13 protein-coding genes and 2 tRNA genes are annotated in these 14807 nt (G+C 59.8%); 3 read left to right on the forward strand and 12 right to left on the reverse strand.

Annotated features, from left to right (window positions below):
- Positions 1 to 9: 9 nt before the first annotated feature.
- From RHM69_RS22725 to RHM69_RS22765, 9 genes are all read right to left on the reverse strand, one after another.
- Positions 10 to 1587: a M48 family metallopeptidase gene (locus RHM69_RS22725; protein ID WP_032901798.1), complete on the reverse strand. Its 1578-nt coding sequence runs from the start codon at positions 1585 to 1587 to the stop codon at positions 10 to 12.
- Between the two features lie 13 nt (positions 1588 to 1600).
- The gene (locus tag RHM69_RS22730; protein ID WP_014716500.1) at positions 1601 to 1966 is read right to left on the reverse strand and encodes a hypothetical protein; all 366 of its coding nucleotides are present in this window, start codon (positions 1964 to 1966) and stop codon (positions 1601 to 1603) included.
- 16 nt (positions 1967 to 1982) lie between these two features.
- The gene (locus tag RHM69_RS22735) at positions 1983 to 3347 is read right to left on the reverse strand and encodes a CHASE2 domain-containing protein (RefSeq protein ID WP_200599095.1); all 1365 of its coding nucleotides are present in this window, start codon (positions 3345 to 3347) and stop codon (positions 1983 to 1985) included.
- Positions 3348 to 3759: 412 nt separating this feature from the next.
- Positions 3760 to 3835: transfer RNA gene (locus tag RHM69_RS22740), tRNA-Thr, on the reverse strand.
- A gap of 501 nt (positions 3836 to 4336) precedes the next feature.
- Positions 4337 to 5524, reverse strand: a complete 1188-nt coding sequence (locus tag RHM69_RS22745; protein ID WP_102666660.1) for a methyltransferase — start codon at positions 5522 to 5524, stop codon at positions 4337 to 4339.
- Positions 5505 to 6194, reverse strand: coding sequence for an ABC transporter permease (locus RHM69_RS22750; RefSeq protein WP_032803763.1), 690 nt, complete (start codon positions 6192 to 6194; stop codon positions 5505 to 5507). The genes RHM69_RS22745 and RHM69_RS22750 overlap by 20 nt, the downstream gene beginning before the upstream one ends.
- Positions 6195 to 6232: 38 nt before the next feature.
- A complete protein-coding gene (locus tag RHM69_RS22755) occupies positions 6233 to 6928 on the reverse strand; it encodes an ABC transporter permease (protein ID WP_102666659.1) in 696 nt (231 codons plus the stop codon).
- Positions 6929 to 7002: 74 nt separating this feature from the next.
- Positions 7003 to 7755, reverse strand: coding sequence for an ABC transporter substrate-binding protein (locus RHM69_RS22760; protein WP_014716503.1), 753 nt, complete (start codon positions 7753 to 7755; stop codon positions 7003 to 7005).
- 13 nt (positions 7756 to 7768) lie between these two features.
- Positions 7769 to 8542 carry an ABC transporter ATP-binding protein gene (locus tag RHM69_RS22765; RefSeq protein WP_010213906.1) on the reverse strand — a complete coding sequence of 258 codons (774 nt, stop codon included), beginning with the start codon at positions 8540 to 8542 and terminating at the stop codon, positions 7769 to 7771.
- A gap of 555 nt (positions 8543 to 9097) precedes the next feature.
- Here RHM69_RS22765 and gabP point away from each other — a divergent pair.
- Entirely contained in the window at positions 9098 to 10489 is a 1392-nt protein-coding gene (gene gabP / locus RHM69_RS22770; protein ID WP_020302403.1) for a GABA permease, read from the forward strand.
- Between the two features lie 119 nt (positions 10490 to 10608).
- On the opposite strand, the gene RHM69_RS22775 is transcribed toward gabP, so the two are convergent.
- The gene (locus RHM69_RS22775; protein ID WP_200599096.1) at positions 10609 to 11022 is read right to left on the reverse strand and encodes a hypothetical protein; all 414 of its coding nucleotides are present in this window, start codon (positions 11020 to 11022) and stop codon (positions 10609 to 10611) included.
- A 158-nt stretch (positions 11023 to 11180) separates the two neighbouring features.
- On the opposite strand from RHM69_RS22775, the gene RHM69_RS22780 reads away from it, so the two are divergent.
- Together RHM69_RS22780 and RHM69_RS22785 are read left to right on the forward strand one after the other, a co-directional pair.
- Positions 11181 to 12146 (forward strand): arsenic resistance protein, encoded by a 966-nt coding sequence (locus tag RHM69_RS22780; protein WP_200599097.1) that lies wholly within the window; start codon positions 11181 to 11183, stop codon positions 12144 to 12146.
- Positions 12147 to 12232: 86 nt separating this feature from the next.
- Positions 12233 to 13840 (forward strand): ArnT family glycosyltransferase, encoded by a 1608-nt coding sequence (locus RHM69_RS22785; RefSeq protein ID WP_200599098.1) that lies wholly within the window; start codon positions 12233 to 12235, stop codon positions 13838 to 13840.
- A gap of 36 nt (positions 13841 to 13876) precedes the next feature.
- Here RHM69_RS22785 and RHM69_RS22790 read toward each other — a convergent pair whose 3' ends face one another.
- Positions 13877 to 14548 (reverse strand): hypothetical protein, encoded by a 672-nt coding sequence (locus RHM69_RS22790; RefSeq protein ID WP_200599099.1) that lies wholly within the window; start codon positions 14546 to 14548, stop codon positions 13877 to 13879.
- 172 nt (positions 14549 to 14720) lie between these two features.
- Positions 14721 to 14796: transfer RNA gene (locus RHM69_RS22795), tRNA-Phe, on the reverse strand.
- Positions 14797 to 14807: the final 11 nt, after the last annotated feature.

Consider the following 14807-nt stretch of genomic DNA (forward strand, 5'->3'; position numbering starts at 1 on the left):
GGCTGCTACCTAGGCCTTGGCTGGCGCGAGTTTCTTGCAGTTTTCCTTGCGTGTCGGGTACTGCTCGCACTTGCGCAACACCGTTTGCACCTGCTGCGCATTCTGCAGTTGCTGGTTGGCCAGCAGCTTTTCGGTAATAAACAGTTCCTCCGAGCCCAGGTTGCGTTCTGCCTTATCGATCATCGCCAGTGCCGATTGCCCGTCACCGCGTTTGAGGTGGTAGCTGATCATCAAGTCATAGGTGGAAGGCCCGGCCAGGGACCAGTCCTTGATCGCCTGCAACTCTTTCACCGCTTCGCTGTTTTTGCCTTGGGCCAGGCGCACAGTATAGGCAGTGCGCCGAATGCTCGGCTGGTCTTTTACCGGCGAAGCCAGGGCCTTGCGGATGAAAGCGTCAGCGTCTGGCACCTTGTTTTTCTCCAGGGCATCAATCGCGAAGTACGCGTCTTTATAGCCCTGCAAAGCCTTCGCGACCTGGGGCGTGCTCTTCATTTTCGCCCAGCTTTGCGGGTTGACCCGGGCGCGGCGTTCCTGGCGATATTCGCGTTGCAAGTACTGGCGCAGCTCGGTGTCGCGGTCCATGGCCGACATATGTGAGCGGTTGAAATATTGGCTGGTCGCGGTGAGGCCGGTGGTCAAGCCATCCTTGACCAGCACGTCCAGCTCTTTGGTGAACTGGTTGAGATTGAACTGCTGCAGCGAATCCTGCATGGCATTCTTGCGCGCGGTGAGGAACCCCGTGAGCAAGGGTTTCTGCTTGCCTTGGAAGTCGTTGAGGCGTTCCAGGCTATGGGTGGCGGCTCGCGGCGCGTAACCGGCGCGGATCATCAAGTCGGTGCCCAGCAAGTCGGCTTGGTCTTCCTGGCTGCGGCCCCAGGCGGTGCTCCATACCTGATCGGAAAAGGTATTGGCCAGGGCGGTGTACAGCACGGTATTACCAATGGTCTTCTGGGTGCCGGCCGGGTCTTTACTGAACAGTTTCATCGTACCGGAGCTGCGGTCCACGCCCGTATCGGCAGCCATGGTGGCCAAGGCGACCGTGGAGGCCACGGTGGTGAACATGTCTTTCTGCTGCTGGAAAGCGGCCATGCGGTCATGGTGATGCAGCAATACGTGGCTCATTTCATGGCCAAGCATCGCGGCGATTTCATCTTCACTGGCGACGTTGTCCAGCATGCCCAGCGGCACGAACAGATTGCCGTAAGGGTCTGCCGACGGCCCGAAGCCATAGCTGTCGGTGATCTTCACCTGCAGCGGCGGCAACTCCCCCGGCCAGCCTTTGGACAAGCGCGTGACAATGCCCTGCAGGTAGGCTTGCAGCATGGGGATATCCACCAGGTTCTGCTGGCGCGCTTCAGCGGCCGGCACCGCACGCCCGTCGTAGCTCAGGCGCTGTTTGCTCTGACGTTGTGGGTCGAGCTTGTAATACTGGCGTACGTCGCTGTTGTCCACGTAGTGGCCCTGAACCCGGGACTGGGTCGAGGGCCCCACCAGGTTCAGAAATGCCTGGTCTGCGCCTTTCAAGGTGGCGCAACCACTGAGCACCGAACTGGCCAACAGGCTGGCTGCTACTAGATATCCCTTCACCGCAACGCTCCTTTTATTGATTGCAGCCGGCACCAAAACCGATGGTGGAGTTGTTGCGGCTGTCCTTGGCCTGGCTTTTGGTCAGGCCCTGGCAGGGCAGGTCCACGACGTTCAGCGGTGGCTCGATGCGCAAATCCATGGTGTCCAGCCACACCTTCTGGCCTGCCAGTTCTACCTGCACCAGGTCCAGCGCCTGGTTGTACTGCAACACCGGCAGGGGCTGGGTGGGCGCGTCCTTTTTCGCCAGCTCACGTTGTTGCTTGCCTTGCTCGTCCAGTACGGTCACCGGGTCGGCGAGGAACGCCTTGATACTGTGGGTTTCTGCCCAGGCGCCCTGGGTGAAGAGGGCGGCGAGCAAGACGATGAGGCTTCTGTTCATCCTTGGTTTCCTTGAGTCAGATAGCAGAGCGGTGCACTCGGCGATCGCGGTCGAAGAAGGCTTCGATCCGCTCGCTGAACAGCACCAACGACAGCAACACAATGCCCAGCACGTTGACCGGGGTGATGTCATTGAGGCTCAGCAACACACTGACCCCCGCCAACATCGACATCACCAACAGCCACGACGGGCATGGCGAGGTAAAAAACCAGATTTCCTGGCGACGCCACCGGCTCCAGGGGCGATGGCCCGCCAGGCGACGTGCGTGCAGCGCCTTGAGCACGGCGATCAACGCCAGCAGCCCGAGCTCCAGCAGGTCCAGCCAATTGAACGGCAGGTGGGGGAAATTGGCCGGTTCATGGTCGTAGTCCATGCCCGTATTGATCAGGTTGTCCAGCGCCATGGCGTGCAGGTAAACGCCGGGGAGTTGGCCGTGCACCGGCGACTCCACCAAGTCCCCAGTGGAGGCAATATTGGCGCCCACCAGCACCAGGCGGTCGCGCAGCAACTCGGCGACCAGTGCCTGGTCGTCGGGGTCGCTGACTTCCAGATCACTGGCCGACAACGTCAGCGTGTACGGGCAGCGCGCCTGGGCCGAGTCATCGAGTTTCCAGAACACCGCCTGGAAGAACTGCGCCACCCCATCCAGCAAAAAATGCCGCGCGGGCGCGCAGTGGCGGATATCGGCGATACGTGCCTGCTCGGGCGCCAGCTTCAGCCCCCATTGCACCGCGATGGGCTGGCGCTGAGCAGTGGTTTGCGCATCCACCGGCGGCGGCTTGCAGTGCTGCGTGGCGCAGAACACCCGGTACAGCGACATGGCAGGGGTTTCCAACAACCCTGCCTGTGTCTTCATCGCCAGTGGATATTTGTCATCCACGCCTTCCCACACCACCAGGGCCGGCTGGCTCACCTGCATAAACGGCGCCAGCGTATTCGCCTGGCCCGCCTCTGCGCGCATCAACCCCGTATTGGCCAGCCACAGCGGGATGCCTTGGCGCTGATAACGCTCAAACACATTCGCCAGCAACTGACTGCCCCGCGCAGGGTCACCGAACGAGTGGTCGTGGCTATAAAGCAAATCCACAAACACCGCCTGGGGCTTGTACGCCAGCAACCGCTTGAACAACTTACTCTGCTCGCCATACGGCATGGGCCATGAACTGTTATTGCGCATCAGGTAGGCATCATCGATCAACACCACCGCCACCCGCTGCTGCCCAAGGCTCGGGTAGTGACTGGCGAACATGCGATTGAGCCACTGCGCCGACGCCCTGTCGCTGGAACTGGCCAGGCCGAAAGGATCAAGAATCGCCAGCAACACGATGATGACCGCCAGCCAATAGCGGCGGTATTTGAATAGCGGGGGTTTGGACAACATCCATGTCTCGATAAAAACGCAAGCAAGGCGGGGTTTTTAACGGAGTGGGGAGGGGGTGTCAATTGGAAAAGTGGCTAAGTGCCATATCGCGATGGGCGCATGGATCGTCATTCGTAAAAAAGCCCGGACGTGTCCAGGCCGGGGTTTTATTCCGTGGGCTTCGGGCGGCCAGCCTAGGCACCACATCACTTCGCTATTGCTCAACGTTCCTGGGCTATTCAATCATCACCTCCCTCATCTCCTGGAAATAGGAGTGCGAAAAGGCAGTCTTTGTATTTGCCACCCTGGTAGTCGGTTGATTTGTCGATCTCACCGCGATGAGGCTTGCGCTGCAGGATGGCAAGGTGTGGACAGGATGTGGACATGCGGAAACAACAAAGCCTCCACATTTCTGTGGAGGCTTTGTTTTGTATGGTGCCGGCACCAGGAGTCGAACCCGGGACCTACTGATTACAAGTCAGTTGCTCTACCAACTGAGCTATACCGGCGTGTTAGGGCGACGATTATAGCGATTGGAAAGGTTCTGTAAACCCCTGAATTCTGACTATTTTTGCAAAGTCGGAGGTTTCTCGCGATTAGGGCGTTTTCCCCGTGTCTTCACAGGTTGAAGAGCGCGTGCAAAGTACGGGTCCAACTCCATGCAGTAGACGAGATCGATAGGTTTCAAGCATCCCTTGGACAGACCCCCTCGTAACCTGATGCACAACGGGCTTTACCCCTTGCCAAACGCGCCAAACAGCCCGCACAAAGAGCCCGTTATGCGCCTGGCGCCAGATGCTTATGCACAATCGGTTGGTAACGGTTGTCCCGAAACAGCCATTTTGCGCAGCAGTTCTCAACACGCTGCAACTGCCTGTTTTGTGTGCATTTTATTTTGTGAACAAAAAATAACCAGGCCGGCTTTGGGTGTGAAGTGCCTATATTTAGGGCCTCTGCAAACTATTCATCAACAGAGTTATCCACAAGGCGCTTGTAGGATTTTTTGCCCTTTATTCGCGCTCGGCCAGCACCATCAGGTTGCGAGGGGTCAACGATGGTTCGCAGAAGCTGCCGACCTCGACGTTGTAGCCCTGTTCCACCATGAACAGTGCCCGGTCCAATACCAACCACAGTTCCAATGGGCGTCGAAACAAGCCTCTCACTAACTCAAGGTTGCGCACTTCGGCCAGGCGCTGCCAGCCGTGGGCTTCCAGGGCCTGCCAGTCCTGAACACCTGTGGATAAGCCCTTGAGGCTCGCCAGTTCCTGGCAGTAGTCGGCAAAGGATTTATCCAGCCAACTGGCGGGCAGGGAAGGTGTTGGCAGGTAGTCGTCGCAGCCGCGCACTTGCCGCTGTAGTTGGTCAAAGCCCAGGCGCCTGGCCATGGAGGTGTCTCGTTGTTGGCGTACACGGTTGCCGGCGGTGACGGTTTCGCTCAGGGGCAGGCCCAGGTCATCAATCGACAGTTGCAGCAGTGAGGCGCGCCCGGCGGCGGAGACGGCCTGATAACGGTCGGCGGTGATGCGGTTGTAGCAGCAGGGCGCCAGGGCCAGTTGTTTGCAGCCGGCGGCGCTGGCCAGTTGCAGCAGGCGCACATGCAGGTCGCCGCAGGCATGCAGGGCGACCGGTGTGTGTTCGGGCTGGATCGCGACATCCGCCATGACGTCTTGGAGGTGATGGGTTGCGGGGAGGTCGTGGCGATCACTCAAGGCTTGGCCGGAGGCGATGAGGGCGGGGTCGTACTCCAGGCAGGTCAGTTGTTGACCGGGTTGCAGCAGGCGACGTCCGAGGTGGCCTTTGCCGGCGCACCAGTCCAGCCAGTGGGCAGGCGTTTGGGCAAAAGTCAGCGCGGCGCCGAAGGCTTCGATCTGTTGCCATTTGCGCCCGGGCACGTCGACATTCAGGCGATGGCGAGCGGGCTCAAGGGTGTGCGTGGGTAACTTATCCACAGCGCCGAGGCGCAGCGCGTGAGCGGCCAGCTGTGGAAACGGTGCGGGTGCGGGCAGGTCATGGGGGTGGTTATGACTGGCTTCAGCTTCGGCCAACGAACGCCGACGCAGCCACCGGGATAATTCCGGATGCTCGGTTTCCCAGGGCAACTGCAAGTGAATAAAGGGCCGTGGTCGCCACAGCCCTTGGTGCTCGATCAGGAATGCATCCAGTGCCTGGAAGCGTGCCTCAACGGCCTTGGCATGCATCGACGCGCAGCCATTTTTCCAGCAGTTTGAAGCCGCGCACCAGCACGTAGGCCATTAGCAGGTAGAACAGTCCGGCGGCAAAGAAGATTTCGACCGGCAGGTAGGTGCGGGCAATGATGGTCCGCGCCATGCCGGTCAGTTCCAGCAGGGTCACGGTACTGGCCAGGGCGCTGGCCTTGAGCATCAGGATCACTTCGTTGCTGTAGGCCGGCAGGCCGATGCGCGAGGCGCGAGGCAGAATGATGTAGAACAGCGTCTTGGGCTTGGACATGCCCAGGGCCCGCGCCGCTTCGATTTCTCCCGGCGGGATGGCCTGGATCGCACCGCGCAGGATCTCGGCGATATAGGCGGCGGTGTGCAGGGTCATAGTGGCGGTGGCGCACCAGAACGGGTCGCGCAGGTACGGCCACATGAAGCTGTTGCGCACGGCGTCGAACTGCGCCAGGCCGTAATACACCAGGAACAACTGCACCAGCAGCGGCGTGCCACGAAAGAAGAAAATGTAGCCGTAGGGCAGGGCACTCACGTACCAGCGGCGCGAAGAGCGGGCGATGCCCAGAGGGATCGCCAGCAGCAGACCGGCGATCACGGCGATTGCCACCAGCTCCAGGGTCAAGGTTGCGCCCTGGGCCAACTTCGGCAGCCACTTGATGATCACGGCCCAGTTCAGGCCCAGGTCAAAGTGCGATAGCCAGCTGTAGTCGCCGCTCATTGGGTGCTCCTTGCAAAGCCGCGGGCGGCGCGTTTTTCCAGGAAGTGCATGCTGGTCATCGCCAGTACGGTCAGGCCCAGGTACATGAATGCGGCGACCATGAAGAAGGTGAAGGGTTGCTTGGTCACGGTCACGCCGATTTGCGCGTGGCGCATGATTTCTTCCAGGCCGATTACCGACACCAGCGCGGTGTCTTTCATCAGGATCATGAACAGGTTACCCAGGCCCGGCAGGGCGATGCGCCACATCTGCGGCATGATCAGCCGGGTGAAAATCCGAAACTTCGACAGCCCCAACGCCACACCGGCTTCGCGGTGCCCCTTGGGAATGGCGAGGATCGCGCCGCGGAACACTTCCGTTGCGTAGGCGCCGAAGCACAGGCCCAGGGCGATGACGCCAGCGGCGAAGGCACTCAGGGACAGGTCTGGGTTGCCGAAGAACTCACCCAGGGCACGCATCAGATTGACGGTGCCGAAGTAAATCAGCAGCACCCACAGTAATTCGGGAATACCGCGAACGATGGTCGAATACGCACCGCCCAGCCATTGCAGCGGCTTGTACGGCGAAGTCTTGGCCAAGGCGCCGGCAAGGCCGAGCGCCAGCCCCAGGCACAGGGCCGTGAGCGCCAGTTTGACGGTCATCAGCGCGCCGGCGGCGAGCGCCGGGCCGAATCCGTAGAGATCGAAATTCATGGTGTTTTCATATCGCGGCAGGCATTGCTAAAAGCCAGCGCGCTCGCAGGAGCGCGCCGGGCAGGCCGTTCAGATCATTCGATGCTGAACGGGAAGTACTTGTCGTTGATCTTTTTGTAGGTGCCGTCTGCCTTGATCTCTGCCAGGGCTTTGTTCAGGCGCTCGCGCAGCGGGTCGCCCTTGCGTACGGCGATACCGATCTTGTCGCTTTCTACCACCGGGTCGCCTTTGAATTCATAGGCCGAGCCGTCTTTGCTCTTGAGCCATTCGTACTGCACGTACTTGTCAGCCAGGATGCCGTCGAGGCGACCGGAGGTCAGGTCGAGGTAGGCGTTTTCCTGTGTGTCGTAGAGCTTGGCTTCGGTGTCCGGCAGCTTGTCTTCCAGGTAGGTACCGGCCAGCGTTGCGCGCTGTGCACCGATCACCTTGCCTTTGAGGTAAGTGGCGTCGGTCTTGAAATCCGCAGTGGCTTTGGGCGCAATGAACTGCAGCTTGTTGGAATAGTACGGGTCGGTGAAGTCAACCGCCTGCTTACGCTCGTCGGTGATCGACAGCGAGGACACCAGGAAGTCGAACTTCTTGGCGTTCAGGGCCGGGATGATGCCGTCCCAGTCGGACACATACACTTCGCACTTCTCGACTTTCATCTTGGCGCACAGGGCGTCGCCGATGTCCTTGTCGAAGCCGACAACGTTACCGCTGGCGTCTTTATTGTTGAACGGCGGGTAGGCCGCTTCGATCCCCATTTTCAAGGTTTCTGCCATGGCCGTGGCGCTGAACGCCATCGAGACGGCCGCGGCCAGAAGGAATTTCTTATAGGTCTGCATGCATGTTGCTCCGTTAGCGGTTGCTGGACATGAATTGTTTGCAGCGCGCCGAAAGCGGGTTTTCAAACACCTGCTGTGGCGATCCTTGCTCTTCGACCAGGCCCTGGTGCAAAAACACCACTTCGCTGGATACCTGACGGGCGAAACCCATTTCGTGGGTGACCAGCAGCATGGTGCGGCCTTCTTCGGCCAGTGCGCGGATCACATTAAGTACTTCCTGAACCATTTCCGGGTCAAGCGCCGACGTCGGCTCATCGAACAGGATGACTTTAGGTTGCATCGCCAGGGTGCGGGCAATCGCCGCCCGCTGTTGCTGGCCGCCGGAGAGTTGCGCAGGGTAAGCGTGGCGCTTGTCGGCAATACCGACCTTGGCCAGCAGGGCCTCGGCCACTTCTATGGCTTCTGCCTTGCTTTGGCCGAGCACGCGACGAGGGGCCTCGATGATGTTGTCGAGGATGCTCATGTGCGGCCACAGGTTAAAGTTTTGAAACACAAACCCGATTTCGCTGCGCAGGCGGTTGATCTGCTTGCCGTCGGCGGCCATCAGTTCGCCGTTTTTCGCGGCCTTGAGCTTGAGTTCTTCGCCGGCCACCAGGATCTGGCCCTGGTGCGGGTTTTCCAGCAGGTTGATGCAGCGCAGGAAGGTGGACTTGCCGGAACCGGAGGAACCCAGGATCGAGATCACATCGCCGTCGCGAGCGGTCAGCGAGATACCCTTGAGTACCTCAAGCTCACCATAGCGTTTGTGCAAGTTGCGGATTTCAAGCGCGGGCGTGGCCTCGGCCATGTGCGGTCCTCATTGTGTTCGTTGCGATCTTCGCTGTTGGGCCGCCTTCCTGGCGAGGCGCCAAGCTAGCATAGCGTTTGGATGACAGCCAACAGCGCTGCGGACGGTTAACCGATGGTCTGCGGCAGGGTGTCGCATCGGCGCAGTAGCGTGTCGCGCCATCAACAACCTACAGACGTTTGAACCGGAAAGATCCACAGGCTTCGCGTAAAAAAGGGCGCGATGGTGCCAGCTTTGGCCGGGTGTTGGAAGGGTTAACCGGGCAAACGGTCCATATCAGCCCGTTTATGGGGCGTCACGTACTTTTTGTGTGTGTTTTTGGTGCGTCGGATTGGCTGGAAGGTGAGTCGCACGGTAACGCTATAGCGGAATGCCATGATTCTCAATGACTTGCGAGTGCTGACGAATTGTCCTACAGCCCGCGTCAACTGCGGCTCTGTTACATTTTGGCGCAAATCTTGCGTAAAAAATAAAGAACGCCCTGTTGGATTCTTTTCACGAGAAAGGCTGCAGGCCGGGCGAACCGTTTTCGCAATTCCTCGCAAAGGTGTGTCAATGAGTAGTACGCAAAGCTCCAATGACCTCGAACAGGGGCTCAAACCGCGGCACGTCACCATGCTGTCGATTGCCGGCGTCATCGGCGCCGGTTTGTTTGTCGGCTCCGGCCATGCGATCGCTGCTGCCGGCCCGGCTGTACTGTTGGCCTATGCAGCCGCCGGTACACTGGTGGTCTTGGTAATGCGCATGCTGGCCGAGATGGCCGTTGCGTCACCCGATACCGGTTCGTTCTCTACCTATGCCGACCGGGCAATCGGCCACTGGGCCGGTTTCACCATTGGCTGGCTCTACTGGTGGTTCTGGGTGCTGGTGATTCCGTTGGAGGCCAACGCAGCGGCGACCATCCTGCACGCCTGGTTCCCCGACGTGGCGATTTGGGCGTTTACCCTAATCATTACGTTGTTGCTGACTGCAACCAACCTGTTCAGTGTGAAGAACTACGGTGAGTTCGAGTTCTGGTTTGCGCTGATCAAAGTCGTTGCGATCGTCGGCTTTGTGATCCTCGGCCTGGCCGCGATCTTCGGCTTCTTGCCCACCAGCCAGGTCAGCGGTGTTTCGCACCTGTTCGATACCCAAGGGTTCATGCCCAACGGCATGGGCGCGGTGTTGGCGGCAATCCTGACCACCATGTTCTCGTTCATGGGCACCGAGATTGTCACCATCGCTGCCGCCGAATCGAAGAACCCTGGCCAGCAAATCACCAAGGCCACCAATTCGGTGATCTGGCGGATTGGTTTGTTCTACCTGTTGTCGATCTTCATCGTGGTCTCCCTGGTGCCTTGGAACGATCCGACCTTGGCTGCCGTAGGTTCCTACCAGACTGTGCTGGAACGCATGGGCATTCCGAACGCCAAGCTGATTGTCGACCTGGTGGTGCTGGTTGCCGTGACCAGTTGCCTCAACTCGGCGCTGTACACCGCGTCGCGCATGCTGTTCTCCCTGGGCCGTCGCGGTGACGCACCGGCCGTGGCCAAGCGTACCAACAAGAGCGGCACGCCTTACTGGGCAGTGTTGCTGTCTACCGGCGCTGCGTTCCTGGCGGTATTTGCCAACTACGTCGCCCCGGCGGCCGTGTTCGAATTCCTGCTGGCCAGCTCCGGCGCCATTGCGTTGCTGGTGTACCTGGTGATTGCCGTGTCGCAACTGCGCATGCGTCAGAAGCGTGCGGCGGCGGGCGAGAAGATCGTGTTCAAGATGTGGTTGTTTCCTGGCCTGACGTACGCGGTGATGGTGTTTATCGTCGGTACGTTGACCATCATGCTGTTCCAGGAAGCGCACCGGGTCGAGATCATCGCCACCGGGATTCTGAGCTTGCTGGTGGTGTTGGCGGGGTTGGTGGTGGCGAGCCGTCGCAAGGCTCAAAGAGTGGGGGCTGCGGCGCTTAACTGATACGCCGCTATTCAAACTGTGGGAGCGGGCTTGCTCGCGAATGCGCTAGACCAGTCAATAATTGAGTGACTGTCAGAATGCATTCGCGAGCAAGCCCGCTCCCACATTTTTATTTTGCGTCAGTCGGGGGCGTTGGCCAGCGCCTGGGACGCCGCCACGTAGTCGGCCTGGAACTGCGGCGACTCAATCCACGCCAATGCGGCGGCTTCATCATCGCTGTCCGTCGCCCACTGCCGATACTCGATCAGCGCCGCCAGGATAAAGTCGGTCGCTTCCTCTTCGCCTTCCTGCTCCAGCACCAACGCCAGCAACGGGTGCGCCAGGAACACCGCACACAGCGCCTGCTGGCTGATCTCGCCGGCGGTACGCATTTCGACGAACAGTTCAGTCAAATCCACCGACTCAAGGTCGATGCGGCTGTCGTCGCCAGCAAAAGCATCCGGCTTGTGCGTCACGGCGCGCTGGGTGCGGTTTTGCTTGGCCTTGGTCTTTGCCCGCTGGGCGCGTTTTTGCTGCTTGTTTGGCGAGGCCATGGGCTTAACGTCCTTGGGGTCTGGGTTTAGAGGGTGTATTGAAGCGCAGGTTGGGGTAAATCCCAAGGGTTTCTCGGGCGGCGATGATTGCTGTAGTGCTCGACCTTATCTGCGCGGGTACTTAGGCTGACAGTCTATGGATCCACCAGAGCCCGCCCATGACCCGTGACACCCTGGAACACCATCAGGTCCCGATCTACTTCGTTGCCGTCTTTGCGGCCGTCACGTTTGGCCTGCTCTGGCCCTTGTCGGCGCAGGGCCTCAGCCTTTGGGTGACCCCTGCCATCGCCGTGCTGATGTATGCGATGTTTTTGCAGATACCCTTTCTTGAGCTGCGCCAAGGCTTGGGCAACAAGCGCTTCATGGGGGCCTTGCTGGTGGCCAATTTCATCCTGGTGCCTTTACTGGTGTGGGGGTTGACCCGCGGCCTGGTGGAGCGCCCGGCGTTGCTGGTGGGCGCTCTGCTGGTGTTGCTGACGCCCTGTATCGACTACGTGGTGGTGTTTACCCATATCGGCAAGGGCGACTCGCGGTCGATGCTGGCGGCAACCCCGCTGCTGCTGTTGCTGCAACTGCTGCTGTTGCCGGTATACCTGGGGCTGATGTTGGGCGAGCAATCGGCCGTGGTGGTGGCGGCGGGGCCGTTTGTCGAGGCGTTCTTGGGGCTGATTGTGGTGCCGATGCTTCTGGCGGTTTTGACCAGCACTCTTGCGCGGCGGTCGAGCATAATCAGTCATTGGAACAGTGCCTGGGCGTGGTTGCCGGTGCCGGCGATGGCGTTGGTGCTGTTTGTCGTGCTCGCTTCGCACATCACGGCGGTAATGCAGGATATCAATGTGTTGCTGCCAGTTATTCCGGTCTACGTGGCCTTTGTGTTGCTGGCGCCGTTGATGGGTATTGGGGCTGCGCGCCTGTTCGCACTGCCAGCTTTGACGGCGCGGGCGGTAACGTTCAGTGCGTCGACCCGTAATTCGCTGGTGGTTTTACCATTGGCGCTGGCTCTGCCGGAGGATGTGCGCGGCTTGGCCGCGGCGGTGGTGGTCCTGCAGACCCTGATCGAGTTGGTTGCCGAGTTGGCCTACGTTCGCCTGATCCCGGCAGTGGTGTGGCCCTCCAGTCGGTAACCGCGTGAATGTTCAGGTCTGTTCAGGCGCCATTCAGGGGCGCGTTCGGCACCATACGCAGCGCTTCCCACCTGACAGGTCACCCGATGGATCACCGCAACCGTTTTCGCCTGGAGTCACTGGGTATTTTCCTGGGCGCTCTCTTTTTGTTCACAGTAGGTATCTGGGATCAGCAGCCCCAGGGTTTTGACGGGCGTTGGGCGCTGTTCCTGCAGGAGATGTATCGCCATGGCGCGAGTCTTTTCCCCACCACCTACGGCCAGCCCTATGCGGATTACCCAGGCACCGCAACCATCTTCAGTTATCTATTCGCCCGCTTGTTCGACGCGCCGAACCACTTGGCAAATGTGCTGCCCACGGCGCTCGCCTCGGCGGGTGTGATCGCGCTGATGTATCGTCTGCTGGCACCCTACAGCCGTGCCTGGTCGCTGCTGACGATGCTGCTCACGCTGCTCACCGCCCAGTTGCTCGAAAAGTCGCGCTCGGTGTGCCTGGACCAGATGGTCGCGTTGTTATGCGTGGGCAGTTTCTATCTGCTGCACACCGGCGAACGCCTCGGGTCACGGCTGAGGCAACTGGCGGTGTTCCCGTTGTTCATCCTGGGTTTCGCCATACGTGGGCCGCTGGGGTTGATTGAAGTCTGCGGGGTGGTGTGTGTGTATTGGGCGTTGGGCAAACCGGGGGTGCGTGTCCGGCAGATCCTGATCCACGGCGTTGTCGGCCTGGTGTTGCTCGCCGCGTGCTGGTGGTTATTGATGAAGCTTGCGCGGTTCAGTGGTGGCAATGCGTTTGCCGATGAAGTCTTCAAGATGCAAGTCGGTGGGCGTCTGGATGAGTCGGGTGAGCCGTTTTACTTTTACTTCCAATTGAGCTTGTACCGCTACTTCCCGGTGGTGCCGCTGGCGTTTGCGACCCTGTTTGCGTTGCGCCATCGCTGGCCCGAGCGTTGGGGCAATGAGCACCTGCAATTGCTGGTGCGGTTCGGGGGCTGCGGCTTGATGATTCTGCTCGGCCTGTCGGTACCGCACTTCAAGCGCGCTTATTACATTCTGCCGATGGTGCCGATGTTTGCGGCTGTCGCTGCCTATGGGCTGCTGCATGCGCAAGGCTGGCTGGTGGGCGTGCGTCGCGGCTACGAATGGCTGGTCGCGGCGCTGCCGGCGTTGTGCGTGGTTGTGTTGTTTGTGTGTCGACACGCCTGGCACAAGCAGGGCTACTGGCCGGAGATTTCCTTGCCGTTGATGATCGGCGTGCTGGTGGTGCTGCAAGCCGCAGCGTTGATTGCCTGGCAGCGAGCATGGCGGTTGGTGTGGCTCAGTCTGATCGCCCTGGCGGCGCAATGGCTGTTGCTGGTGACGGTGATAGAGCCGGCCAAGGACCTGCAATTCGATACTCGGCGGTTTGTCAGCCAGGTGGAGGCGTTGCGCCAGGCGCAGCCGGGCCCTTTGGTATTTGTCGACCTGGCACGGGATACCTGGGCGGTGCGCTACATGATGAACCTGGATCACGATGAACAGCCGCTGTTTGTCGGGCGACACGAGCTTGAGAAATTGGCGGCGCTGCCCCGGCCCTCGTGGGTGATCGTGTCGCGCAAGGAGACCGCGCTGTTGAAGGGGTCGCCGGTGGAGCACTTGGCGCCGAGCTATCAAGGGCGCTTGAATGACAACCCATTGATGGTGTTTTTGCTCAGGTAAGAAGGCCCTTGAGCCAAGGGCCTGCCGAGCAGCTGATTACTTGCAACGGAAGCCTTCAGGCATCGTGACCGTATAGTTGCGCTGCACGCGGTCCTGGAAATTCAGGTTCTGCAAACCCTGCTGCACCAGGAAGGCTTCGACCTTGGCGGCTTGGCAGTCGTCGTTATAGGACGACGCCCTTAGCAGGTACACAGTGTGCCTGCTCACTTCATCACGAGCGGTGACCCGGAAGGTGGTGAGCGTGGTGTAGCCGGTGCGCTCCGAGGTCCCTACCGGGCCGTAGGAGGTGTTTGGAGTGCTGGTGCAGGTTAGTTGGTCGGTCTTTTTCTTGTTCTTCTTGCATTGGGTGGTGGTGCTGTTTGCCACCTGCCCGTATTCGGTGGCGGTATAGCGATAAGTCACCTGCTTGCTGTCGACATCCAGGGTGACGGTCATTTTGATCGGTGCATGGTTCTTGGGCAGCGTGGTGTCGGTGAAGACATTGCGAAAGCCCTGGTCCTGCATGGCGCGGACCATGTCACGCAAGTAGTAGCGGGCGTTGAGCGAGTTTTCATCACTGCCGCCAGTGGAGGTCACCAGCACGGTTGCCTGGCGGTCAAAGTGGTAGTCGGGATCAGGCGTTGCGTTGATTGCTACGTCCAACTGCGTGGCACACCCACTGAGCAGGGCGGCCAGTATTAATAGGGTGCAAAGCAAGAAGCGGGTCATGAAAAAACCTTACAACGGAGAATTGGGTAAAGGCTGAACGATTGAGCCCAGCCAAAAATAACCCTCAATCGTCTTCCTGCGACATCGTGTCCGTAAATGCGTGAGTCGTATTAAATCGCAGGCAATAAAAAACCCCAAGGAACACATTGTTCCTTGGGGTTTCTCGGTATTTTGGTGCCCAGAGACGGAATCGAACCGCCGACACGGGGATTTTCAATCCCCTGCTCTACCGACTGAGCTATCTGGGCAACGGGGCGCA

Origin of the sequence: Pseudomonas sp. CCI1.1 (assembly GCF_034348165.1) — a bacterium.
GTDB lineage: Bacteria > Pseudomonadota > Gammaproteobacteria > Pseudomonadales > Pseudomonadaceae > Aquipseudomonas > Aquipseudomonas paracarnis.

Bases quoted from the DNA above. Each gene is read 5' to 3' on its own strand.
- RHM69_RS22730 (WP_014716500.1), bottom strand. From the start codon at position 1,966: ATGAACAGAAGCCTCATCGTCTTGCTCGCCGCCCTCTTCACCCAGGGC.
- RHM69_RS22735 (WP_200599095.1), bottom strand. From the start codon at position 3,347: ATGTTGTCCAAACCCCCGCTATTCAAATACCGCCGCTATTGGCTGGCG.
- RHM69_RS22745 (WP_102666660.1), bottom strand. From the start codon at position 5,524: ATGCATGCCAAGGCCGTTGAGGCACGCTTCCAGGCACTGGATGCATTC.
- RHM69_RS22755 (WP_102666659.1), bottom strand. From the start codon at position 6,928: ATGAATTTCGATCTCTACGGATTCGGCCCGGCGCTCGCCGCCGGCGCG.
- RHM69_RS22760 (WP_014716503.1), bottom strand. From the start codon at position 7,755: ATGCAGACCTATAAGAAATTCCTTCTGGCCGCGGCCGTCTCGATGGCG.
- RHM69_RS22765 (WP_010213906.1), bottom strand. From the start codon at position 8,542: ATGGCCGAGGCCACGCCCGCGCTTGAAATCCGCAACTTGCACAAACGC.
- gabP (WP_020302403.1), top strand. From the start codon at position 9,098: ATGAGTAGTACGCAAAGCTCCAATGACCTCGAACAGGGGCTCAAACCG.
- RHM69_RS22775 (WP_200599096.1), bottom strand. From the start codon at position 11,022: ATGGCCTCGCCAAACAAGCAGCAAAAACGCGCCCAGCGGGCAAAGACC.
- RHM69_RS22780 (WP_200599097.1), top strand. From the start codon at position 11,181: ATGACCCGTGACACCCTGGAACACCATCAGGTCCCGATCTACTTCGTT.
- RHM69_RS22785 (WP_200599098.1), top strand. From the start codon at position 12,233: ATGGATCACCGCAACCGTTTTCGCCTGGAGTCACTGGGTATTTTCCTG.
- RHM69_RS22790 (WP_200599099.1), bottom strand. From the start codon at position 14,548: ATGACCCGCTTCTTGCTTTGCACCCTATTAATACTGGCCGCCCTGCTC.